The 22,405-nt window shown below is 44.3% G+C and carries 21 protein-coding genes; 17 read left to right on the top strand and 4 right to left on the bottom strand.

The features are described from left to right. Nucleotides 1-77: 77 nt before the first annotated feature. From OS173_RS10975 to OS173_RS10965, 3 genes are read left to right on the top strand one after another with little or no spacing between them, the layout of a single operon-like run. Entirely contained in the window at nucleotides 78-569 is a 492-nt protein-coding gene (locus OS173_RS10975) for a hotdog fold domain-containing protein (RefSeq protein ID WP_267184332.1), read from the top strand. Between the two features lie 5 nt (nucleotides 570-574). Beyond that, entirely contained in the window at nucleotides 575-2,632 is a 2,058-nt protein-coding gene (gene paaZ / locus OS173_RS10970; RefSeq protein WP_267184331.1) for a phenylacetic acid degradation bifunctional protein PaaZ, read from the top strand. Then, nucleotides 2,632-3,201, top strand: coding sequence for a lysophospholipid acyltransferase family protein (locus OS173_RS10965; RefSeq protein ID WP_267184330.1), 570 nt, complete (start codon nucleotides 2,632-2,634; stop codon nucleotides 3,199-3,201). Before paaZ ends, OS173_RS10965 begins: the two co-directional genes overlap by 1 nt. A gap of 7 nt (nucleotides 3,202-3,208) precedes the next feature. On the opposite strand, the gene OS173_RS10960 is transcribed toward OS173_RS10965, so the two are convergent. The 3 genes from OS173_RS10960 to OS173_RS10950 all read right to left on the bottom strand — a co-directional run bounded on the left by OS173_RS10960 (nucleotide 3,209) and on the right by OS173_RS10950 (nucleotide 6,074). Beyond that, nucleotides 3,209-3,814: a hypothetical protein gene (locus OS173_RS10960; protein ID WP_267184329.1), complete on the bottom strand. Its 606-nt coding sequence runs from the start codon at nucleotides 3,812-3,814 to the stop codon at nucleotides 3,209-3,211. Between the two features lie 135 nt (nucleotides 3,815-3,949). Then, nucleotides 3,950-5,203 (bottom strand): DUF4785 domain-containing protein, encoded by a 1,254-nt coding sequence (locus OS173_RS10955; protein WP_267184328.1) that lies wholly within the window; start codon nucleotides 5,201-5,203, stop codon nucleotides 3,950-3,952. 16 nt (nucleotides 5,204-5,219) lie between these two features. After that, nucleotides 5,220-6,074 carry a hypothetical protein gene (locus tag OS173_RS10950; RefSeq protein WP_267184327.1) on the bottom strand — a complete coding sequence of 285 codons (855 nt, stop codon included), beginning with the start codon at nucleotides 6,072-6,074 and terminating at the stop codon, nucleotides 5,220-5,222. A 472-nt stretch (nucleotides 6,075-6,546) separates the two neighbouring features. Between OS173_RS10950 and pal the strand changes: the two genes are divergently transcribed. The 5 genes from pal to OS173_RS10925 all read left to right on the top strand — a co-directional run bounded on the left by pal (nucleotide 6,547) and on the right by OS173_RS10925 (nucleotide 11,970). Then, nucleotides 6,547-7,074, top strand: coding sequence for a peptidoglycan-associated lipoprotein Pal (gene pal, locus OS173_RS10945; protein WP_267184326.1), 528 nt, complete (start codon nucleotides 6,547-6,549; stop codon nucleotides 7,072-7,074). Nucleotides 7,075-7,152: 78 nt separating this feature from the next. After that, a complete protein-coding gene (gene ybgF, locus OS173_RS10940; protein ID WP_267184325.1) occupies nucleotides 7,153-8,025 on the top strand; it encodes a tol-pal system protein YbgF in 873 nt (290 codons plus the stop codon). After that, complete coding sequence (queE, locus tag OS173_RS10935) at nucleotides 8,022-8,678, top strand: 7-carboxy-7-deazaguanine synthase QueE (RefSeq protein ID WP_267184324.1); 657 nt, start codon at nucleotides 8,022-8,024, stop codon at nucleotides 8,676-8,678. Before ybgF ends, queE begins: the two co-directional genes overlap by 4 nt. A gap of 14 nt (nucleotides 8,679-8,692) precedes the next feature. Then, nucleotides 8,693-9,373 carry a 7-cyano-7-deazaguanine synthase QueC gene (queC, locus tag OS173_RS10930; protein ID WP_267184323.1) on the top strand — a complete coding sequence of 227 codons (681 nt, stop codon included), beginning with the start codon at nucleotides 8,693-8,695 and terminating at the stop codon, nucleotides 9,371-9,373. An 83-nt stretch (nucleotides 9,374-9,456) separates the two neighbouring features. Continuing rightward, nucleotides 9,457-11,970, top strand: a complete 2,514-nt coding sequence (locus OS173_RS10925; protein WP_267184322.1) for a serine/threonine-protein kinase — start codon at nucleotides 9,457-9,459, stop codon at nucleotides 11,968-11,970. A gap of 409 nt (nucleotides 11,971-12,379) precedes the next feature. Here OS173_RS10925 and OS173_RS10920 read toward each other — a convergent pair whose 3' ends face one another. Further along, entirely contained in the window at nucleotides 12,380-14,428 is a 2,049-nt protein-coding gene (locus tag OS173_RS10920; RefSeq protein ID WP_267184321.1) for a hypothetical protein, read from the bottom strand. Nucleotides 14,429-14,999: 571 nt separating this feature from the next. Between OS173_RS10920 and OS173_RS10915 the strand changes: the two genes are divergently transcribed. From OS173_RS10915 to OS173_RS10875, 9 genes are read left to right on the top strand one after another with little or no spacing between them, the layout of a single operon-like run. Then, nucleotides 15,000-15,476: a Na+/H+ antiporter subunit E gene (locus tag OS173_RS10915; RefSeq protein WP_267184320.1), complete on the top strand. Its 477-nt coding sequence runs from the start codon at nucleotides 15,000-15,002 to the stop codon at nucleotides 15,474-15,476. Next, nucleotides 15,473-15,763 carry a monovalent cation/H+ antiporter complex subunit F gene (locus tag OS173_RS10910; RefSeq protein WP_267184319.1) on the top strand — a complete coding sequence of 97 codons (291 nt, stop codon included), beginning with the start codon at nucleotides 15,473-15,475 and terminating at the stop codon, nucleotides 15,761-15,763. Before OS173_RS10915 ends, OS173_RS10910 begins: the two co-directional genes overlap by 4 nt. Beyond that, complete coding sequence (gene mnhG, locus OS173_RS10905; RefSeq protein ID WP_267184318.1) at nucleotides 15,763-16,101, top strand: monovalent cation/H(+) antiporter subunit G; 339 nt, start codon at nucleotides 15,763-15,765, stop codon at nucleotides 16,099-16,101. The genes OS173_RS10910 and mnhG overlap by 1 nt, the downstream gene beginning before the upstream one ends. A 23-nt stretch (nucleotides 16,102-16,124) precedes the next feature. After that, nucleotides 16,125-17,099: a Na(+)/H(+) antiporter subunit B gene (locus OS173_RS10900; RefSeq protein ID WP_267184395.1), complete on the top strand. Its 975-nt coding sequence runs from the start codon at nucleotides 16,125-16,127 to the stop codon at nucleotides 17,097-17,099. Nucleotides 17,100-17,101: 2 nt separating this feature from the next. After that, entirely contained in the window at nucleotides 17,102-17,452 is a 351-nt protein-coding gene (locus OS173_RS10895) for a cation:proton antiporter subunit C (protein ID WP_267184317.1), read from the top strand. Continuing rightward, on the top strand, nucleotides 17,452-18,927 hold the full coding sequence (locus tag OS173_RS10890; protein ID WP_267184316.1) for a monovalent cation/H+ antiporter subunit D family protein: 1,476 nt from the start codon (nucleotides 17,452-17,454) through the stop codon (nucleotides 18,925-18,927). Before OS173_RS10895 ends, OS173_RS10890 begins: the two co-directional genes overlap by 1 nt. Beyond that, nucleotides 18,924-20,414 (top strand): monovalent cation/H+ antiporter subunit D family protein, encoded by a 1,491-nt coding sequence (locus OS173_RS10885; protein WP_267184315.1) that lies wholly within the window; start codon nucleotides 18,924-18,926, stop codon nucleotides 20,412-20,414. The genes OS173_RS10890 and OS173_RS10885 overlap by 4 nt, the downstream gene beginning before the upstream one ends. After that, nucleotides 20,404-20,715 (top strand): hypothetical protein, encoded by a 312-nt coding sequence (locus OS173_RS10880; RefSeq protein ID WP_267184314.1) that lies wholly within the window; start codon nucleotides 20,404-20,406, stop codon nucleotides 20,713-20,715. Before OS173_RS10885 ends, OS173_RS10880 begins: the two co-directional genes overlap by 11 nt. Then, nucleotides 20,708-22,402: a Na(+)/H(+) antiporter subunit D gene (locus OS173_RS10875; protein WP_267184313.1), complete on the top strand. Its 1,695-nt coding sequence runs from the start codon at nucleotides 20,708-20,710 to the stop codon at nucleotides 22,400-22,402. The genes OS173_RS10880 and OS173_RS10875 overlap by 8 nt, the downstream gene beginning before the upstream one ends. Nucleotides 22,403-22,405 lie beyond the last annotated feature (3 nt).

The following is a 22,405-nucleotide window of genomic DNA, read 5'->3' as shown; positions in this document are numbered from 1 at the left end:
CACTTAATATACCACATCGTTGCATTTCGGTCATAATCCGGCTAAGTTTAATGAATTTGTCATGATATAATTTAGCCATGACATCACCAAAAAAAGCTGCCGGCCAACGGCTTTATCACTATTGGCAAAAACTTCAAAATAAACCACTTGGTCCATGGCTATTTAATCAAATTTTGGCATTTAAGGTTCCCTATTCAGGTAGTATTAAACCCAAGGTTAAAATACTTGAGCCGGGTCACTGTCAGGTGTTGTTAAAATATCGACGCAGTAACACCAACCATTTGAACTCTATTCATGCTTTGGCCACTGCAAATTTGGGTGAGTTAGTGGGTGGCTTGGCCATGCTAACCGGACTTCCGGAAGATGTCAGAGGCATCGTCACCCGCATTGATACGGAATATTTGAAAAAAGCCCGAGGCGATTTAATTGGTCAAGCGGATGTAGATATACCCGTGGTGACTGAAGATAAAACAGACTATCAGGTACAAGCCCATATTTATGATGAAGCCGGCGATGAGGTAACGCGTGTTACCGTCACTTGGTTATTATCTCCACTTTCTGAAAAATAAAAATTATGCTGACATTAAACTCATTTGCGCAAGGACAATGGCATCAGGCCGATGCCGGATTTAAAACATGCCACAACGCCATAACTGGCGAACCGATGGCCCGGATTTCCAGTCAGGATTTAGATTTCGCAACCATGCGTGATTACGCCAGAGATAAGGGACAGTCATCGCTGGCGCAGATGACCTTTCACGAGCGGGCCTTGATGCTCAAAGAGCTGGCCTTGTATTTATTGTCTAAAAAAGATGATTTTTACCGCTTATCACGGGCCACCGGTGCCACCCGTCAAGATTCCTGGATTGATATCGAAGGCGGTATTGGCACCCTGTTCGTTTATTCCGGTAAAGGCAGGCGGGAAATGCCGGATCATACAGTTTATATCGATGGTGCTTATGAACCGTTGTCCAAAGACGGTAGTTTTATTGGTCAACATATCTGCACGCCGATGCAAGGTGTGGCGGTGCATATTAATGCCTTTAATTTTCCTTGTTGGGGCATGCTGGAAAAACTGGCGCCGACTTTATTGGCCGGTATGCCGGCGATTGTCAAACCGGCTTCTGATACCGCTTATTTAACTGAATTAATGTTCCGGGAAATGATTGCTTCGGGTGTTTTACCGGAAGGTTCGGTACAGTTAATCTGCGGTTCCACCGGGAATTTATTGGACTTGTTGGATGGTCAGGATGTGGTGGCGTTCACCGGATCAGCGTCCACCGGTCAATATTTGAAATCAAAAGACAACATCATGCGACAGGGTGTTCGTTTTACCATGGAGGCCGACTCCTTAAATTGTTCCATTTTAACGCCGGATGCGACCCCGGACACACCTGAATTTAAAGCCTATGTCAATGAAGTGGTGCGGGAAATGACGGTCAAATGTGGCCAAAAATGTACCGCCATTCGTCGCGCCATTGTTCCCAATAGTCTCATCGATGCAGTCGCTGAAGCAATCAGTGAACAATTGAAAAATCTGGTGATTGGTGATCCCGCCAATGAAACGGTGAAAATGGGGGCTTTGGCCAGCCTTGATCAACAACGTGAAGTGCGTGAACGGGTGGCGGAATTGTCGCAATATGCGGTGACTGTTTATGGTGATACCGATCAGGTTGAAGTGGTCGATGGCAATCAAAAAACCGGCGCTTTTATCTCGCCGATTTTGTTGCGTGCTCATAATGCCCTCACTTGTCCGGAAGTTCATGATATTGAGGCTTTTGGTCCGGTCAGTACTTTGATGGGTTATGACACGCTTAAAGAAGCCGCCCAATTGGCCAATATGGGTGAAGGTTCTCTGGTGGGTTCGGTTTTTGGCTATGATGATGAAGCGGTGAATGAGCTGGTTATCAGTACCGCCTCATACCATGGCCGGTTATTACTTATTAATCGGGATTCAGCGAAGCAGTCTTCGGGTCATGGCTCACCCTTGCCGCATTTAACCCACGGTGGTCCGGGACGTGCCGGAGGTGGTGAAGAACTAGGTGGTATTCGCGGTGTATTACATTATATGCAGCGCACCGCATTACAAGGTTCGCCCACCACCCTCACCCGAATTATCGGGCAATATTTGCCCGGCGCTCAAACCAGTGAACCGGCGCAGCATCCCTTTAAACTGCATTTTGAAGATTTGCAGATAGGACAGTCACTAACCACCGAAAGCCGCACCATCACCCTGGCGGATATTGAGGCCTTTGCCGATTTATCCGGTGATCGTTTTTACGCCCATATGGACGAAGAAGCCGCTGCCCGCAATCCATTTTTTGATCAACGTGTGGCGCACGGCTATTTCATTGTGTCGATGGCAGCCGGTTTGTTTGTTTATCCTGATGAGGGTCCGGTGCTGGCCAATTATGGTTTGGATGATTTGCGTTTCACCGAGCCTGTTTATCCCGGTGATGACATCACCATTCACTTTACCTGTAAACAAAAAGCCTACCGTCGCGGTAAAGGCTATGGAGAGGTTCGCTGGTTTATTCAAGCCACCAATCAAGTCGATGAAGTGGTGGCTCAGTACGATATTTTAACCTTGGTGGCTTCAAAATATGAGCCTGTGGTCGAAGATGACAACTGATGGCCAGGTGGATTTTAAAAATGTTGGGTTGGCACATTGTTAATGAGCTGCCTGATGATAAGAAATATATGTTGATAGTGGCGCCGCACACCAGTAATTGGGATTTTATTTATGGGGTTCTGGCGAAATGGGCGGTGGGTCTGAATGTGAACTTTTTAGGAAAGGCCAGTTTATTTAAATCACCGTTGGGCTGGTGGTTTAAGGCCCTGGGCGGCATTCCTGTTTATCGAGATCAGAAACTAAATATGGTGGAACAAATGGTACAACAGTTCTCACAACGCGATCATATGATTTTAACCATGTCACCTGAAGGTACCCGCAGTCGTTTGAATTACTGGAAATCGGGTTTTTATCACATCGCTTGTGGTGCCGGAGTACCAATTGTGATGGCCACTATAAACTTTGCTGAAAAACAAATTAAATTTGGCGATTGTTTTATGCCGCAAGGTGATGTGGTTAAAGACATGGATAAAGTGAGGGCTTTTTATGCCGGTGTTCAAGGCAAAAAACCTGAAAACCAGGGCCCGATTCGCTTAAAAATGGAAAATCCTAAACCTAAATCGATGTGAACAAACACTAAGTTTTAGCGTTAAACCGAAATATTATACCCATTACTGCCAATGTTAAAAATACCAGTCCGAATATGGATAAACTGGGGACTGTTGGAATATACCCCCTAAAGGTCATCACAGAAATGTTATTAGATGGGTCTGTGTCATTATCCGTTACACTCAATGGGCTCCATTCTATCGTTTTTGTTTCATTTTTTAAGTTTGTATAGTATCGGCCATAACAAGTCATTGATCCACCTGCGGCAATAACGGGGGTGTAAAATGAATAGAAAACACTGGGCGGGTCTCCGGGAATAGGGTCGACAAAAAAGGGATACAAAACACAATCTTGATTGATATCGGGGTTGGCTTCAAACCCAACAAAATACCCACCATTTTCAAGATATATTCTCTCAGTATCAATTGATATAGGGAAAGGATCCCCGGAGCTGGCACCTGCATCATCTACACCATTATTTGTAATGGTAATACTAAATTCACCAACGTCTTCAGCACTAAAAATGTTAACAGTTTCCGGATTAATTTCGATGCTTAAATCAATAGAGCCCGACAAAGCATTATTCGAAAATAAAAGTAAACATAACAAGAACAAACTGACCTTTTCCTTCATGACGTTGCAGTGCTATTGATAAAATAAATCCATAGGGAAATCAACCTTGGATATTGTGAGTGATTCGGTATTATTAAAACATTCTAACAAAAAACCCGACTCATCGCCGGGTTTTTGGGTTTATTAAGACACGCTTTAGCGTAAATCGTCTTGATTCATGGGTTTACGAAGTGGCATCAATTGAATACCTGCACTTAACTGTTGTACCGGTACCATCAGACTTTGGTTTTTCAGATTAATATGATCAACCACGAAAGGCCCTGTAAAACCCGATTGACGGATCAAATCCTGGGGTAAATCAAGCGTTAAGTCCGCTTGGCCCTTATTTAATTGGGCTGCCGACATTAACATGGCAATGGCTTGCTTCTCGCCTTGCGCATTGATGCCTGACAAAACACCACTGACCTCGTAACGACCGGCCACAGCCACATCCAAACCTAATTTCAGGGTATGGTTTTGCACTGTCATTTGCTGATTAATGCGGGCTGTGGGTAAGCTCAAGACAAAGGCTGAAGAGACATCACGCATGACTTTTAAACCGTTAATGTCGCTGCTTGCCACGGTGTGTACTTCCCAAAGACCATGTGCCAAGGATTGGCCGGTTAACTGGTCGGTGCTGGCTTGATAGTCCCCATTTTTATTAGGCTGAAAGTTTAAGTCAGCCACTTTTTCACCGTTGGGTTGGCTGATGTAGCCGGTCATGGTCATATCATTATTGCCTTGATGAGATAGTAATTGGCTGTTTATTTTAACCACTTGATGAGCGGCATATTGCTGCTGTGAAGTTTTGAGTTGCAACACATATTCGCTGTTGGGCTCAAATACATGAACTACAAAGGTATCGTCTTTGGTCAGTGACTTGGTGGCAGTCGGCATCGATAAAGTTAGCATGCCCGGCTGGGTTTGCACTTCTAAAGCCACGGTGTGATCGGATACCGGCATGCCGGTGGCTTTGAGTTGCTCACTGTTGGCAAATACATCGACGCTCAGATTCTGATCAAATTGAGTGACGACAATATCCTGTTGGTTCAGTGCCTGTGATGATTTGCTCGGATTAAGCGGATTAATACGAATTACTGCCAAATCTGAAGTGACGGGCAATTGCAGGCCTTGCTTCAGTTTTTGGGCATCGGTGTTCAGCCAATATTGCTTGGACTCGGCTAAATAACCCTGGTTGTTGTCGATTAATGGTTCGCTGCCAAGCAGGCTAAAGTGGAAATTCACCGACTTTTGCTCAGTATTGGCAGGATCACTGATGCTTTTGAGTGATTGGCTATCAACCAAATCAATTTCCTGAGGTGATTCAGTCCACTCTGGTGTGTACTGGGCCAAGCTTAACGTTGATAAACTCAGCAGGCTCAAAATCGTTATATTTTTGATTAATTTCATGGTTTGCTCCTGTGGTTTAAATGTCGTTTCGTAAAATTTTATCCAAATCAAAACAGTTGCGTCTTGACTGGTTGTGATTTAATACTCGACCGCTTTTGGTTCGAGAAGTGTCATAAAACCAGGTGCTGCCGGCACCGGCTTGTGAAGAACATTCTAAGAAACCATCTGAACAAGAACTCAACCAGTTTTGTGTGACCTTAAGCCCGACGCTTTGCGCATAACCGCCACAATAGGCATTGCCACTGAACGGTGAGCTTTTTACATCTGATCCCACCACGTTCCAAAACCCTTTGGGTAAACTGGGTCGACCTGAAGTTCCAAACAGATATTGGTTGTTATAAACAGACATCCATGAGGTTTGTTGCATTCTCACGGCATCACTTTTGTATCCTAAAATCCAACCCAAGGCCGATTCAAAAACATTGCCTTGCATCACGGCATTGGCCAAAGGCGTACCTTTAGATGATGGTGCCAACGCATTGACCCAACGAATTTTATTGATAATATTAGGATAGCGAGCGTCCCAGGTTGGGTTTGACATGATCCAGCGCATGACATTACCACCGTTAGAATGGGTAATCACCACCAAATCGGTGATATTTTTTTGATTGATAAACGTGGTTAATTGACCTGCTAAGCAACCACTGGCAGCGCTGTCCCACATATATTTTTCAAAATTACAGTTTATCACCACATAGTTACTTTGGTTTGGTAAACCTTGACGGATGGAATTGATATTCGACCAGGTCCAGTAATCCGATGCGGCGTTGGTTTGGTGACCGGTGCCGTGAACAAAGGCCACGCCGGTGTTGGCCCATAACGGTGCCGATAAGAATAACAGGCACAGCAGTGCCCAACATTTGTGTTTCATGGTTAGCTCCTCTTTTTAGATTAATAATCGCCGTAAATATCAGTGTATTTTTTAACGGCAAGTTTTTATAGCACATTAGAGCATATACTTCAAACGTTCGTTTGAAAAATCTGTCTGGAACAGATTTTCACGTAGCCCGAAGGGTGAGGCGCAGGGAAGCGCCGAATAAATATTTGTCGGGAACAAATATTCACGAAGCCCGAAGGGTGAGGCGCAGGGAAGCGCCGAATAAAAAATCTGTCAGGAACAAATTTTACAATGGATGTCCCTATCCATTGCCCTTCGGGTTGGCGTGAAAGTTTTGTCAGGAACAAAATCTCACGTGTACATAGAGCGAAACATAAGGAGGTGCGGAAAATGGGTGGCTAAAAAGCGGTAACCGCTAATAAACATAAAAAATCATTTAATTAAATTGGATTTGTTGTAAACTATGTGGTTGAATCGATTTTATTACACACCCCTTGGAGTGACTATGAACAAAATAACAAAATTAGCCATTATCTTATTGATTGCATTCGCTTTTACAGCATGTAAAAAAGATGAAGTCAAACCTGATACCGATACCTCAGATACCAGAGACACCCCGGATGTTGTTGATACCCGCCCGGTTCATGACGGTCCCATTTGTTGTAATCCGGAAGATTTAGACAACCCAGATAGCTTGTTGTCTAAACGTGTCATCTATTTTGACTTTGATCAATCAACCATTCGTGCTGAGTTCCGCGATATCATTGCTTTACACGGCCGCTACTTAAGTGAGAACCCATCAGCTCGTATGACGTTAGAAGGTCATGCAGATGAGCGTGGTTCACGTGAATATAACTTGGCTCTTGGTGAGCGACGTGGTAATTCAGTGGCTAATTTGTTGCGCGCTGAAGGTGCTTCAGACAATCAAATCAATGTGGTTAGCTATGGTGAAGAGCGTCCGGTTGCCATGTGTAGTGATGAATCATGTTGGTCACAGAACAGACGCGCTGTGATTAACTACACTGCAAGATAAACTTTACCGTTGGTGAACGGTCAAAAACCCGGCTTATGTCGGGTTTTTTTATTAATGGTCCCCAATAAGGAATTAACTATGCGAAAATTATTAACCACAGTCATGTTATTGGCATTAGTAAATCTCAGTGCCAATGCTCAAAACTTATCTATTCAAGATCGCCTCAAAAACTTAGAGCAACAAGCCGGAAGCGGATCCAATGTTGGTGATTTGGTGATTCAGGTACAGCAATTACAATCACAAATTGCCGAGTTACAGGGTCAAATTGAGCAGCAAGCACACGAAATCACACAGCTCAAAGAGCGCCAAAAAGTATTATATATGGACGTGGATAACCGTTTAACACAAGTTGAAGAAGCCACGGCCGGCGTCACTGTTAAATCCACCAATGAATTGACCATAGACAGCGCCGTTAATGATGATTCGAGCAATCAACCTTTGTCAGACAGTAACAGCGGACAACAACATGAAGTGGAATTAAGTGAGCCAATCGATGCAGAATTAACCACATCCACCCTCGGAAACGACAGTGTATCAGCTCAGCAAGAGGCGTCTGATCCCATGGCACAATCCCATTATCAACAGGCGTTTAACCAATTGAAACAAGGTCGTTTTGCTGAATCTGCCCGGGCTTTTGAAGACTTTATTCAAAGCTATCCAAACCATGAGTTAACAGATAATGCTTATTATTGGTTGGGTGAAAGTTACTATGTGACGCGGCAATATCCACTGGCTTTAGCTGCTTTTCAAAAACTGGAGCAGCAATTTCCGCTCAGCGCAAAACTACCTGATGCCTTGCTAAAAATCGGTTACACCTATCACGAATTGGAAGATTACAGTCAGGCGCAAACAGCTTTAACAAAAGTCATGAACAGTTTCCCCAATGAATCGGTGGCTCGGTTGGCACAAAATCGGCTGAATTTATTAAAGCGTGAGGGTAAAGTCAATTGAGCGAAGATCGCAGTGATCAACTGAAAATCCATGAAATTTTTTATTCGCTGCAAGGTGAAAGCACCCTCACCGGCTTACCCACTGTTTTTGTGCGTTTAACCGGTTGTCCGCTGCGTTGTGTGTGGTGTGATACTGAATATGCTTTTGGCGGCGGTCAGTGGATGCACTACGATGATATTTTGGCTGAAGTGGCACAACATCAAACACCTTATGTGTGTGTCACCGGTGGTGAACCGCTGGCACAGAAACGGGTACATGGTTTGCTGGATCGCTTAATGGCAGAGAACTATACAGTCAGTCTGGAAACGGCCGGTGCCTTATCGGTGGCTGATGTGCATCCTGATGTGATAAAAATCATTGATCTCAAAGCCCCGGGCTCCGGCGAAATGATGAAAAATGATTATACCAATCTGGATTTGGTCAGTCACAAGGATCAGGTCAAATTTGTGATTGCCGATGATAAGGACTATCAATGGGCGGTGGCGACCTTACATAAATACGCCATCCATGAGCGCTGTCAGGTGCTTTTTTCGCCGGTGGCGGATGTCTTGCCCCCTAAGCAACTGGCTGAATGGATTTTAGCCGATCATTTGCCGGTTCGTATGCAAATTCAATTACATAAATTATTGTGGGGCGATACCCCCGGAACCTAAACTTTCTTTTTTCCATGACAAAAAAAGCCGTTATTTTATTATCAGGTGGTCTGGATTCGGCCACCGCATTGGCCGCCGCCAAAGCCGATGGTTATGATTGTTATACCTTAGTCATCGATTACGGACAACGCCATCGAGCCGAATTAATCGCCTCTCAAAAAGTCTCGAAAGCCGGCGGTGCCAAAAATCATAAACAAATTAAAATGGATTTAGGTGCTTTTGGTGGGTCATCACTGACCGATACCAGCATGGCAGTTTCTGATTATGATGCCGATGCCACTTCAGTCCCATTAACTTATGTGCCGGCCAGAAACACCATATTCTTATCCACCGCATTGGCTTATGCTGAAGTGGTTGGTGCCGAGGCCTTATACATTGGTGTCACGGCCGTTGATTATTCCGGTTACCCCGATTGCCGGCAGGAATTTATAGATGCTTTTGAACGTTTGGCGAATCTGGCGACTGTGGCGGCAGTTGAAGATGGTCGTTATTTAAAAGTCAAAACACCTTTGATTGATTTAAGTAAAGCTGAGATTATTCGACTGGGAACAGATTTGGGTGTCGATTATGGATTGACCGTCAGTTGTTATCAGGCGGATGATAAAGGCCGGGCTTGTGGGCGGTGTGATGCGTGTCATCACAGAAGACTTGGCTTTGAGCAAGCCGGTGTTCCGGATCCAACTAATTATCAATAATAATCTGCAACGGATTCATTATTCTTGATTAGATAAGACTGTTTTATGGTAGGATTTAAATTTTTCTAACAGCTAATACAATTATGCAGTCTGCGCCATTTGATGTTAATGATTTTTACAGTCACCTAAAACAAATAAGTCAGACTAACGGGCCTCAAAGACAGGCACTTGTCGAACAATTTCAGAAAAAATATCCCGATAAATTAGATTGGCTGGATGCTGTGCCGAAAGACTCCGAAGCTGCGATTGAACCAGGCTTTATGCCGGAAATTCCCGGTTATAAACTGGTTAAACTTATTGGTCGTGGCGCCAATGGCAGGGTGTTTTTAGCCACTGACCAATCAGGTCGGCAATGTGCGGTCAAAATTCCCAATATGTGGCTCAATGATGACCAATTAAGTCGTTTTCATCACGAAGTTAAGGTGTTGTCACGGTTGGATCACCCCAATATTGCCAAGGTAAAAGACTTCGGTGATTTTCAGGTGGCAGATCAAAAGTTACCTTTTTTAGTGATGGATTATATTCCAGGAATCGCCATTGATCGATATGTGCAGCAACAGTCATTATCAGCCACACAAATTATTGATTTAAGCCTACAGGTTTTGGACGCTTTGCAATATGCCCACCTAAAAAGTGTGATTCACCGAGATATAAAGCCGGATAATATCATCGTCAAAGAAGATGGACAGCCGATTCTATTGGATTTTGGCATTGCCACTTTGGGCGATGATGCCACTCACATGCTCACCCAATTAACCGGCACGGGTGATATTGTCGGTACCTTGGCTTATATGAGTCCGGAGCAAATTACCGGTAGCGATAAAAGTGATTTACGCAGTGATATTTACGCCATGGGTGTGGTTATTTATCAACTGCTCAGTGGTCGATTACCCATTCAAGTGGATGCCGGGCAATTTTTTTCGGCGGTACATGACATCATTAACCAAACGCCCCCTTCTTTGGCCACCATTAATCGTGATATTGATGATGGTTTGGCAGCGGTGGTGCACCATGCCATGGAAAAAAATGCCAAGCAAAGATACCAGTCTGTGTCTGAATTACTAAAAGATTTAAGTGCTTGGTTAAATCAGGAACCTTTATCGGTGGCTCATTTGTCATCCTGGTATTGGTTAAAACAAGCCGCCCGAAAAAATAAAGCCCTGGTGACTGGTGCCTCATTGGCATTTTTAGGTTTGTTGACCGGTCTGGTGTTTGCGGTGTCGTTTGGTTTAAAAGAACAGCAAGCGCGTAGCTTGGCGGAACAAAAAGCAGAAAGTAACCGTCAAGTGGTTCAATTCATCAATGATTTATTCGTTAATGCCGATCCCACGGAAAGTTTAGGCGAAGCCATTACAGTTAAACAAGTGATTCAAGGCGCGCAATATTCTGTTGATAAAGATTTATCCGATGAACCACAGGTTGAAGCGCAAATTCGTTTGGTTTTGGGTAATGTGTTTGATGCGATTGAACTTTACCCGGCTGCGCTTTCCCAGTACCAAAAAGGCTTGGATCGACTTGAAACAAAAGACCAACTTTATTTTGAGATAGCCACCCAAAAACTGATAACGTTGGCCAGCAACACGCAGTTTGAACAGTTGATGCTGTCCATTGAGCAATTGAAAGCACAGTTACATAATGCCGATTTGAATGAACGCGAAATCAATGCCTTAAATAACAAAATTTTGTTCGAAGAAGCTACTTTTTATACTGCCAATGGCAAAATGGTTGAAGCCTTAGCGGTCATTAATGAATTGCAACAACAAACTGATTTAGACTTGAACCAGCAATTTGCGGTTAATAAATACCGAGCCCATATACACCGACAGATGGGTGAAGTTCATCAAGCAGAGAAGCTGTTTAGATCTGAACTGGAAAAAGCCAAAACAGTATTTGGTGAATCACACCCCACCACCTTGAGTTTGATTCAAGAATTGACATTGGCCTTACAAGAAACCAACAAGATTGATGAAGCGCTTGAATTGTATGACACGCTCATAGAGGGGATGAAACAAAATTACGGTGAAAACAGTGCCTCTACTTTTGTGGCCAAAATGAACAAAGCCACCACGTATATGTATGCCGGTGATTTTGCACAAGCGGATGTCATGACCGCAGAATTGCTGCCTAAAATGATTGAGCATATTGGCCCCATGCATCAATTCACCTTGACCTTGAGAAGTATTAGGGGTGGCGTCTTAGACAACACCGGCCAATTAGACGAAGCATTGGCTATGTATCAAGAGACACTGGATTTATTTTTACAATCTGAAAGCAAGGACAACTATACCACCTTGATAATTCCGCACAACATGGCTATTGTTTACAATAAACAAAGCAAATACCAAAAGGCCAATGAGGTCTATAAAACTTATCGGCCACAATGTGAAGCCACGCTCAGCCTTGAACACCCCTTGTGTATCATTATGGCTGATTCTCATGCTGATATTTTGATTCAATTAGGTGAATATAAAAAGGCCGCTGAATTGATGGCCTACTCAAACCCTGCACTGATTGAAAAATATGGCGCCGAGCATTACCGAGTTATTGAATCTAATAAACGTCTCAAAAAATTGGACAAACTCATGGGCATAGATTGATGCATAAAATTAATGCTTATCTAACCATAAAACCAGCAGTCATGCGCTGAGTGTTCTTAAGTTAAGCTGATTTACTAAGATTAAGAATTAATTGTAGCAATCCATTTGTCAATTGACTGTAACGAGCTAACTTCTATCAACTCACACTGCATCGCTTGGGTATTGTCAGCCAATACAATAGGTTTACACACAACAACAGTTTCATTGCTGGTACTTGATATGTTGGATGCATTTACAGTTGAGAAAAACGACCAACAAAGTAGAATTAATGCTAATTTTTTCATATGAATATCTGTTTTTGTATGTGGATTATGATTATATACCGAATCCAATATCAAGGCACATAAAAAAGGCGCTGTTGCAAGAAGCCACAGCGCCTAAGACTCATCCTTGAGAGGACGATGAACGATTATTTAGTTAATGCGCCACAATCCGTGTCTTTTAAAATGCTCAGTTGGATTAAATCCATGGTGCCGCTGTCTAAGCCGCTTGCGGATAAATCATAATCAACTTCAGCTGTACGGCATTTGTTCCAAGTCATATTTAACTGTCCTCTGTTAGTCACTTGGCTGGTGCCTGATAAGAAGTCAGCACCGGAAAAACTGTGCAGTTCATTGACCGTCAGAGTTTGGCCATTGACCTCGGCAATACCGGTTAAGGTTAACGGTTGACCTTGGTCATAGGTGTACCAGCTGACATGGGCTTTGGTTTCATTGTTGTCTTTAAACATAATTACGCTGAAGCCTTCGCCGTTTCGACTGGGGTCAAACCAGGAGCCGGAGATGCCATTGGGTAAAACTTTTGTCGTGTTACCGCATTCATTACCAATCACTTCAACGGATTTTGTCAGCTGATAAGCTTCCGTGCTGATGCCGCTTAAATCGACCAACAATTCCGCTTGATGACAGGCTGATAAGGTCATCATGGCCGATCCAATGCGTTGGATCTGGACATCTTGGGCATTAAAACCCTGGCCAAAATTAGCCCCTTCAGCTTGATAGACATCAACCACATCAATCATATTGTTATTAAATTCACCATAACCAAACAGCCACAGCATGTCACTGTTGTGATTCACTTGGGCATAAAATACAACTCGGTCATCTTTTAAGATTTCAATGCTCACGCCCTGGTTATTAACGCCATCAACTGTCCATAAGCCGGCGGTTTTTGAACTGACATCCGGTGCATTTACCGGACCACCGGTTGATTCTCGGCTAAAATGAGCCAGTTCCGTGATGCCGTCGCTGATTGTGCCGCCACTGGAGTCGCTCACTAATAAGTCGGTGTCATTAAAGATGAGATTGCTGGCAAACTGATCATCGCCGGTATTTGGATCTAAGGTTTCTAATTTTTGAATTTGTTTAAACTGACCCGAAGTGTCTTGTTCAAAATAGTAAACAGCACCCACATTAAAACCACCATTGACGCCTGAATTGGTGCCGCCGGTGGCACCCACCATCAACTCACCTTGATGAAGTTGAACTTGGATGCCAAACTGGTCATTAAAAGCACTGTCATCGGGTTGGATAAACTGCTTTTCTTGCCATTGGTTTCCCGATTTTTCATATATGACCGCTGCCCCATTACCCCCGGCTTGCACGGCACCTACTGCCATTAGGTTTCCGTCGATGGTTATTTGATTGCCGAGATTGGTATTGCGGGTATCATTAATGGTTTGCGTTAGCGTCCAGTTTGTACCTTGTTTATCATAGACATAGATACGGCCCGGTTGGGTTAAGGCTTGTTCGCCCCAGGCACCGACCACAATTTGATTATTTTCAATGTCAAAATCCTGGCCAAATAAGTGGAAGTTTTCAGTCAGTTTTTGGGTTTGACTAAAACCATTACCACTGTCTTCAAAAATATAAACACCGGTACTCACAATAAATGAAAAACCGTAAATGGTGTCGTATTCATGGGCATGAACCAGCAGCACATCATCTTCTAAAACCATTTGCATACCCATGCCGCGGCCACCGCCTAAATCATTGGCCATCAGTGTTTCATCTAACACCCAGTTACCGTTATCAAAATGCGTCATAAAAACCCGAGAATCGGCATCGGTTGCACCACCCGGTCGTCCCATACCGGCACGAACACCGGCCGGCATACCAATGGCTAAGCGACCCTTATCATAGGCCATCGCATAACCAAAGCCATCGCCTTCAACACAACTGCCGACCAAATCTGCTGCAGTTAATCGTGATAACTCGGTAAATCGACCGTCGATTTTTTCATAGGTAATAATTTCACCACAGGAATCTGGGCCGGTACTGCCCTGGGTCAGACCCCCTGAAAAAGTACGTGGCCAGGAGGCCACCAGGTAATCACCGGCAAATACAATACCAATACCATAATCGCCTTCAATGGCCTCGGCAGGGGTCAGATCTTCAACAAAAGACCAGGGTTGAGCCATCACTGTGCTGCTTAACAGCATTAAAAATACATATTTCATTGTTTTCTCCAAAATTAATGGTGAAAGTTTAGCGTGCAATACATTTTGACAGTACCCCCAAGGTTGGGGGGGGTTGTTAACATGTTCAAAGGTCTCTTAGGATATTTGGCACATCACTTTTCGGTTATAAAGCGGTTGTTTCCCTGTTAAAAAAACAGCATAATATCGCACGATTTAGCAGGCACATGGTATAAGTGAGCTGGAAAATGACGGCAGGATGGTTTTTTTAATGGCTCACCATGGTGTTATCTGCGCTTTTTAAGCACCGATTATTCCGTCAATGCTTGCACCCATGGTAACAATTGCTTATTATCTCAAAATCATTTTTTTGGTTTGGGTTTTGATAACGGTACAAACGTGTTGTTGAGCCTCTATTAAGTTTACTTACAAATACTTATGATCGGAATGACACATTAATTAGATAAGAGACAGTATTAATGCAACAAACCTTGACCACAAATTATCTCACCTTTAACGCCATTCCTATGAGGGCGATAAGCAAGCCTGCCCGAATGCCAAACCGATGGTCTTTGCTTACAGATCTTTTCTTGGCTTTTAATGAGCGAATATTATGATGCGATACACTCTGAGTATAACAATAGCGCTGGTTTTGTTTTGGTTGATGAATTCCGGCATGTTTACGCCGATTATCCTGATGTTAGGGGTCGTGTCTGTGGCGTTGGTGGTGTTTATTGCCCGTCGTATGGATGTCGTTGATTATGAATCGGTGCCGTTTCATTTAGCCTTTAGGTTGCCGCGATATTATGGCTGGTTGATGAAAGAGATTGTGCTGTCCAACATTAAGGTGGTAAAACATATTGTGCTAGGCAAAGCCTATATTTCACCGTCCATGGCGACCATAAAAATCTGTGCTAAAACCGACATGGGTAAAGTTATCCTGGCCAATTCAATCACTTTAACACCAGGCACCGTGGCAATTGAGTTAGAAGACGATGAAATAACCGTTCATGCATTATTGCATGAGGATTTAGAAGCCCTTAAAGCCGGCGAAATGGATCGCCGCGTTTGTCAACTGGAAAAATCATGATTAGTGCCACAATTATCGCAGTATTTGTCGTTATGGCTTTGTCCATCATGCGTTGTTTTATGGGGCCAAGCCTGTATGACCGCATTCTGGCGGTTAACGTTTTTGGTACCAAAACCGTGTTATTGATTGCTTTAATGGGGTTTTTCATGGGTCGCCCGGATTTTTTGGATGTGGCTCTGGTATATGCCTTAATTAATTTCATCAGTGTCATTGGCTTCTTGCGGCTATCAGATTCTGATGGGTTTAGTCAGGACAGTGACAGCCAATCACAGCAGGAGAGACGTTAATGGACATGTTCATGGAAATACTCAGCGGAATATTTTTATTGACAGGGGCGCTGTTAATTTTAGCCGGCGGTATTGGTTTAATCAGGTTTCCTGATTTTTATACGCGAATGCATGCCACCGGGGTCACCGACACCCTGGCGTCGACCATGATTATCATAGGTATGATGTTGCTCAATCCGGGTGCTTTGGCGATTATGAAGCTGGTCATCATTTTATTGTTAATTTTACTGACCAGTCCAACAGCCGGGCATGCCTTAGCCAAAGCCGCTTTTCGCAGTGGTCTTAAGCCAATTTCCAACAACAAAAGTCAGCAGGAGTCGAAATCATCGAAACGTTAATTGATATTGTCTTGCTCATCTTGATGGTGGGCGTGGTTGTCGCAATCATTTGGATGAAAGACCTGATTGCCGTTGTTATGTTGCTCGGTATTTATGGTTTACTCACCGCCAGTTTTTTTATGGCCATGGATGCTGTGGATGTGGCGTTTACCGAAGCTTCTGTCGGTGCCGGAATTTCCACCTTGTTATTGTTGGTGGCGATTGCCAAAACAAAGCGCAAGGAACACCCTTCCCGTCATAAACCGTTGCTGGCGTTGCTGGTGGTGGTGATCACAGGTGGTTTATTAATTTACGGCACCTATGACATGCCTATTTTTGGTATGGCTGATGCACCCGCTCATACACATGTTGCGCAACGCTATATTGAAGACTCCTATGATGAAATTGGTATCCCGAATATTGTGACCTCAGTTTTATCTTCTTACCGGGGATTTGATACTTTTGGTGAAGTGGTGGTTATTTTTACCGCCGGTCTCGGTATTATTGGTTTGTTATCCACAGTCAATGGTACAGGCACCCGCAAGAAACTGCCGACGATTAATGACTCCATTGAAGATCAACACATCGTACTGCGCATTGTCGGGAAGATATTAATTCCTTTTATTCTGTTGTTTGCCTTATATGTACAATTTCATGGCGAATACGGGCCTGGCGGCGGTTTCCAAGCCGGTGTGATTTTTGGTGCCGGTATCATTTTATATGCGATGTTGTTTGGCATGGATATAGCCCGCCGGGTTATTAGTCAAAGTTTGATTCAATTGATTGCGGCTTTTGGTGTTTTGCTTTATGGCGCAGTCGGGGTTGTTTCTTTCCTCAATGGCGGCACTTTTCTGGATTATAACGTGTTGTTGGAAAACCCGGTGGCGGGACAGCATTTAGGCATTTTACTGATTGAGTTGGGCGTCGGTATGACCGTTGCATCGGTGATTATCATTATTTTCTTTAACTTTGCCGGGCGCAAAGGACCTCAACAAATCTCGGATGATTTAGGAGCATAAATATGTTAATTGGACATTACAATTATTGGGTTGTGGTGGCGTTGATGATGCTTGGTTTTTATATCATTATTGCGCATGGAAATCTCATAAAAAAATTGGTGGGCTTGACCATTTTTCAAACCTCGGTGTTTATTTTTTACATCAGTGTGGCCAAAGTGGATGGCGGCAGTGCCCCAATTTTAGCCGATGGTATCACTCAATACTCAAATCCCTTACCCCATGTGCTGATTTTGACAGCAATTGTGGTGGGTATTGCCACCACGGCTTTGGGGCTTGCGATTATTGTCCGCATTAACGAAGCGTATGACAGTATCGAAGAAGAATTCATTCAACAACAAGATAATCTATCGTGATGGCACATTTACCCATATTGCAGGTCATATTACCCCTGCTGGCGGCACCTTTGTGCTTATTCTTAAAGCGACCAAAACTAGTTTGGCTGTTTGCTTGTGTGGTTACGGCGTTAACGTTCACAATCAGTGTTCTGTTGGTGCAACAAGTCACCAGCACAGGGGTCATTAGTTACGAACTGGGCGGCTGGGCACCACCGTGGGGAATAGAATACCGCATTGATGCCTTAAATGCCTTTGTGATAATGGTTGTTTCAGGTCTCAGTGCTGTGGTTCTTCTGGCGGCTCGCACCAGTTTAGAAAATGAGTTATCAAGCAATCGCCAGACCTATTTTTATGCCCTGTATTTGTTGTCCTTAACCGGTATGCTTGGTATTCTGGCCACCGGTGATGCCTTTAACGTGTTTGTGTTTTTGGAAATTTCATCGTTGTCAGCCTATGCCTTGATTGCCATGGGTAAAGACAGGCGCGCTTTGTGGGCGTCTTATCAATACCTCATTATGGGTACCATTGGTGCCACCTTTATTTTAATTGGTATCGGCTTAATGTATCAGATGACCGGTACCTTGAATATGCAAGACCTGGCGGAACGGTTGCCGGAGGTGGCGCAAACCCGAACCGTGTTTGTGTCTTTTGCATTTGTGGTGGTTGGGGTGTGTTTAAAGTTGGCGTTGTTTCCGCTGCATTTGTGGTTACCCAATGCCTATGCCTACGCACCGTCAATTGTCACCGCGATGTTGGCGGCTACTTCCACCAAAGTGGCGATTTATCTGCTCATCAGATTTACGTTTACTGTTTTTGGCTTATCTTTCTCATTCACCACTTTGCCCTTAAATATATTGTTTTTGGTGTTGGGGCTGCTGGGTGTTTTTGTGGCCTCCACTTCGGCCATTTATCAACAAAATGTAAAGCATATATTTGCCTATTCGAGTATCGCCCAGGTGGGTTACATGATTGTCGGTATCAGTGTCGGCACAGCGGCGGGCTTATCGGCCAGTCTTATGCACATATTTAACCATGCGTTGATGAAAGGTGCTTTATTCCTGGCTTTGGCCGGCGTTATGTACCGACTGGGCAATGTTCAATTAAAAAGTTTTCAGGGTTTAGGACGACAAATGCCTTTAACCATGGCGGCTATTGTGGTCGGTGGTTTGAGTTTAATCGGTGTGCCGCTCACAGTTGGCTTTATCAGTAAGTGGTATCTGGTTGTTGCCATGATTGAAAACGGCTGGTGGCCGGTGGCGATACTCATCCTGTTCGGTTCTTTATTGGCCATTATCTATCTGTGGCGCGTGGTTGAAGTCGCTTATTTCCGTGCCCCGAATAAAGACAACGAATCCGTTAAAGAGGCACCGCTGGGCATCTTAATACCTACATGGATTTTGGTGTTGGCGAATGTGTATTTTGGTGTTGATACCCGGATTAATGTGCAAATCGCTCAAATGGCAGCGGAAAACTTGTTTGGGGTTGCGCCATGAATCTATCGTTAGAAACATTATTACAATTGTCCATTGCACTGCCTTTTTTTGCGGTGATTGCGATTGTGGCCACGGGCCGTAAGCCCAATCTACGGGAAGGCGTTTCCATTGGCACTGGCTTACTGCTGTTTTATTGTGTTGTTATGCTTTATAACGGGTTAAAACAAGGCGCAGATATCCAAGTTCAGTGGTTGGAAATCATTCCCGGTTTAGGTATTAATTTCCGCATAGAACCCCTGGGTATGCTGTTTGCCTTGATTGCCAGTTTTCTGTGGATTATTACCACCGTTTATGCCATTGGTTACATGCGTAAACACAATGAGGTTAAGCAAACCCGTTTTTACAGTTTTTTTGCGATTGCCATCAGTGCCGTCATGGGCGTGGCCTTTGCCGCTGATTTATTTACCTTGTTTATCTTTTACGAGGTGCTGACATTATCGACTTATCCATTGGTAACTCATGCCGGAACGGATAAAGCCAAAGCCGGAGGCCGGGTATATCTGGGCATTTTACTGAGTACTTCGATTTTATTTTTCCTGATGGCGATAATCAGTACCTGGATGGTGGCCGGTAGCCTGGCATTTACCGCCGGCGGTGTTTTTGCTGGTGATGTCAATCTGGTGTTGGCCGGTGCTATTTTGATGCTGTTCGTGTTTGGTATTGGTAAAGCAGCGATTATGCCTTTTCACCGTTGGTTACCTGCTGCGATGGTGGCACCAACACCGGTCAGTGCTTTGTTACATGCTGTGGCGGTGGTTAAGGCCGGTGTCTTTTCAATCATGAAAGTGTGTGTGTTTATTTTCGGCATTGATCTATTGGCGATTTTACCGAGCACCCAATTTTTACTTTACTTGGCGGGTATCACGGTACTTTTATCATCACTGATTGCCATGCGCCAGGATAATTTAAAAGCCCGTTTGGCCTATTCGACCATCAGTCAACTGGGCTATATCACCATCGGTGCTTTGTTAGCCACATCAGCGGGAGTGATTGGCGGATCCATGCACATCGCCATGCATGCTTTTGGCAAAATCACCCTGTTCTTCTGTGCCGGTGCCATATTGGTGACTGCCGGAAAATCGAAAATTAGCGAGATGCAGGGATTGGGCTGGCAAATGCCGGTGACCATGATCGCATTTTTCATTGCCAGCCTCAGCATTATCGGGGTGCCACCGGGTGGTGGTACCTGGAGCAAATGGTTCTTATTAATGGGTACCATGGAAACCCAGCAATGGGCGCTGATGGTGATACTGATGATTAGTTCACTGCTGAACATTGCTTACTTATTGCCCATACCATTACGGGGTTTCTTCCCCAAAGATTCGATTGACCGATCTGCAATCACAGTGAATGAAGCACCGTTGCCATCATTAATGGCATTATCTTTGACCACTGTGGCTTGTGTGGTGTTGTTTGTTTACCCACAACCGCTTTATGAATTAGTGCAAGCCATACTCAACACGCCGGGGGTCGCCAATGGCCAATAAAAAACAATATATTTTCGACAATCCAAAAAACGTCAAACGCTTATTAACCGTGTTTTATGTGCTGTGTGCGCTGCTATTGCTTTTGGATTTTGTTATAGATCGCCATATCTATCACCCCTGGGAGAATTTATGGGGGTTTTATCCGATCTATGGATTTGTGGGTTGTGTGGTGTTGGTGTTTGTCGCTAAATGGATGCGCACCTTTTTGATGCGACCTGAAGATTATTATGAAAAGCTGGAAGAAGCCAGGTTCCAAAAAGATCAGCAATTAACAAAAGGTGATAACAATGTGGATGCTTGAGATACCGCCGTTTGTACCTTTTTTTATTGGTGCTGTGATTGCCGCCGTTACCCGTGGGCGTTTGCGTGGCCTGGTGATGGTGCTCATCCCGGTGCTCAGTGCCATTCATTTATGGACTGTGCCTGAAGGTAGTCACCTGCAATTTGCCTTTCTCAGTTATGAATTAATCCCCTATCGGGTAGACAAACTCAGCCTGATGTTCGGCTATGTATTTCATATTGCCGCTTTTATTGCCATTATTTACGCCTTACATGTGCGTGATACGGTGCAGCAAGTGGCGGCTTTAATGTATGCCGGTAGTGGTTTGGGCGCCGTGTTTTCAGGTGATTTACTGAGCCTGTTTGTGTTCTGGGAATTATTGGCGTTTACTTCGGTGTTTCTGATTTGGGCACGTCGCACGCAAAAAGCTTATACCGCCGGAATGCGTTATCTTATTATCCAGGTTATATCGGGTCTTCTTTTGTTGGTGGGTGCCCTGTTTTATGCCGCCGAGAATGGCACCCTAGCCTTTGGATATATTGGTTTACAAGGCATTGCAGGTTGGCTGATTTTTATCGCTTTTGGTATTAAATGTGCCTTCCCGTTTGCCCATAACTGGTTGACCGATGCCTATCCTGAAGCCACAGTCACCGGAACCGTGTTCCTCAGTGCCTTCACCAGTAAAGTGGCTGTTTACAGCTTGGCACGGGCCTATCCGGGTACCGAACTGTTGATTTATATTGGTGCGGCCATGACCTGTTTCCCGATATTTTTTGCGGTGATTGAAAATGATCTGCGGCGGGTGCTGGCTTACAGCCTGATTAACCAGGTTGGTTTTATGGTGGTGGGTGTCGGTATTGGTACTGCATTGGCCATTAATGGCGCGGTTTCCCATGCGTTTAACGATGTTATATTTAAAGGTCTGTTGTTTATGTCCATGGGTGCGGTGTTACACATGACCGGACGTATTAATGGTTCTGATTTGGGTGGTTTGTATAAAACCATGCCCAAAACCACGATTTTATGTATTGTGGGTGCCGCCTCGATTTCGGCATTCCCGCTGTTTAGCGGTTTTGTGAGTAAGTCCATGGTGATGAGCGCAGCCCTCGAAAATGGTCATAACTGGGTGTGGTTAATGTTATTATTTGCCTCGGCAGGTGTTTTCCATCACGCCGGTATTAAGATTCCTTATTTTGCGTTCTTTGCCCATGACTCAGGTATCAGAGCCAGTGATCCGCCCAGTAATATGTTGATTGCCATGTTTATAGCAGCGGCCTTATGTGTCGGTATTGGTGTGTATCCGGCGGCCCTGTATTCCTTGTTGCCTTATGACACCGGTTATAACCCTTATGATGCCACCCATATATTGGCACAAACGCAACTGTTGTTCTTCTCGGCTTTGGCTTTTGTGTGGCTAAACCTGAAAAACCTGTATCCGCCGGAATTACGGTCAACCAACATAGACGTGGAATGGACTTATCGACGTGTATTACCGGCAGTTTGGCAAGGTACTGTGGCCATGTCTCAGCGGGTTTACGGTTTGTTCAGCCAGTCAGTGACTCGGGTATTTACCCTAACCACAAACTATTTGGCACACAAAAACGCTAAAATAAGTGGTTTACTTTCTGACAAACACCCGGCCGGTAGTATGGTTCTTTGGGTGGTGGTGATCCTGGCATCCTATCTACTGTTAACATTTCTTCAATAAAGA

It is taken from the genome of Marinicella gelatinilytica (assembly GCF_026410405.1).
Lineage (GTDB): Bacteria > Pseudomonadota > Gammaproteobacteria > Xanthomonadales > Marinicellaceae > Marinicella > Marinicella gelatinilytica.
This window is presented reverse-complemented; position numbering and strand designations above follow the sequence as displayed.

Bases quoted from the DNA above. Each gene is read 5' to 3' on its own strand.
- queC (WP_267184323.1), top strand. From the start codon at position 8,693: ATGACAAAAAAAGCCGTTATTTTATTATCAGGTGGTCTGGATTCGGCC.
- OS173_RS10895 (WP_267184317.1), top strand. From the start codon at position 17,102: ATGTTAATTGGACATTACAATTATTGGGTTGTGGTGGCGTTGATGATG.
- paaZ (WP_267184331.1), top strand. From the start codon at position 575: ATGCTGACATTAAACTCATTTGCGCAAGGACAATGGCATCAGGCCGAT.
- mnhG (WP_267184318.1), top strand. From the start codon at position 15,763: ATGGACATGTTCATGGAAATACTCAGCGGAATATTTTTATTGACAGGG.
- OS173_RS10925 (WP_267184322.1), top strand. From the start codon at position 9,457: ATGCAGTCTGCGCCATTTGATGTTAATGATTTTTACAGTCACCTAAAA.
- OS173_RS10915 (WP_267184320.1), top strand. From the start codon at position 15,000: ATGATGCGATACACTCTGAGTATAACAATAGCGCTGGTTTTGTTTTGG.
- OS173_RS10880 (WP_267184314.1), top strand. From the start codon at position 20,404: ATGGCCAATAAAAAACAATATATTTTCGACAATCCAAAAAACGTCAAA.
- OS173_RS10910 (WP_267184319.1), top strand. From the start codon at position 15,473: ATGATTAGTGCCACAATTATCGCAGTATTTGTCGTTATGGCTTTGTCC.
- OS173_RS10965 (WP_267184330.1), top strand. From the start codon at position 2,632: ATGGCCAGGTGGATTTTAAAAATGTTGGGTTGGCACATTGTTAATGAG.
- OS173_RS10975 (WP_267184332.1), top strand. From the start codon at position 78: ATGACATCACCAAAAAAAGCTGCCGGCCAACGGCTTTATCACTATTGG.
- OS173_RS10920 (WP_267184321.1), bottom strand. From the start codon at position 14,428: ATGAAATATGTATTTTTAATGCTGTTAAGCAGCACAGTGATGGCTCAA.
- OS173_RS10900 (WP_267184395.1), top strand. From the start codon at position 16,125: ATGGTGGGCGTGGTTGTCGCAATCATTTGGATGAAAGACCTGATTGCC.
- OS173_RS10955 (WP_267184328.1), bottom strand. From the start codon at position 5,203: ATGAAATTAATCAAAAATATAACGATTTTGAGCCTGCTGAGTTTATCA.
- pal (WP_267184326.1), top strand. From the start codon at position 6,547: ATGAACAAAATAACAAAATTAGCCATTATCTTATTGATTGCATTCGCT.
- OS173_RS10960 (WP_267184329.1), bottom strand. From the start codon at position 3,814: ATGAAGGAAAAGGTCAGTTTGTTCTTGTTATGTTTACTTTTATTTTCG.
- ybgF (WP_267184325.1), top strand. From the start codon at position 7,153: ATGCGAAAATTATTAACCACAGTCATGTTATTGGCATTAGTAAATCTC.
- OS173_RS10950 (WP_267184327.1), bottom strand. From the start codon at position 6,074: ATGAAACACAAATGTTGGGCACTGCTGTGCCTGTTATTCTTATCGGCA.
- OS173_RS10885 (WP_267184315.1), top strand. From the start codon at position 18,924: ATGAATCTATCGTTAGAAACATTATTACAATTGTCCATTGCACTGCCT.
- OS173_RS10890 (WP_267184316.1), top strand. From the start codon at position 17,452: ATGGCACATTTACCCATATTGCAGGTCATATTACCCCTGCTGGCGGCA.
- OS173_RS10875 (WP_267184313.1), top strand. From the start codon at position 20,708: ATGCTTGAGATACCGCCGTTTGTACCTTTTTTTATTGGTGCTGTGATT.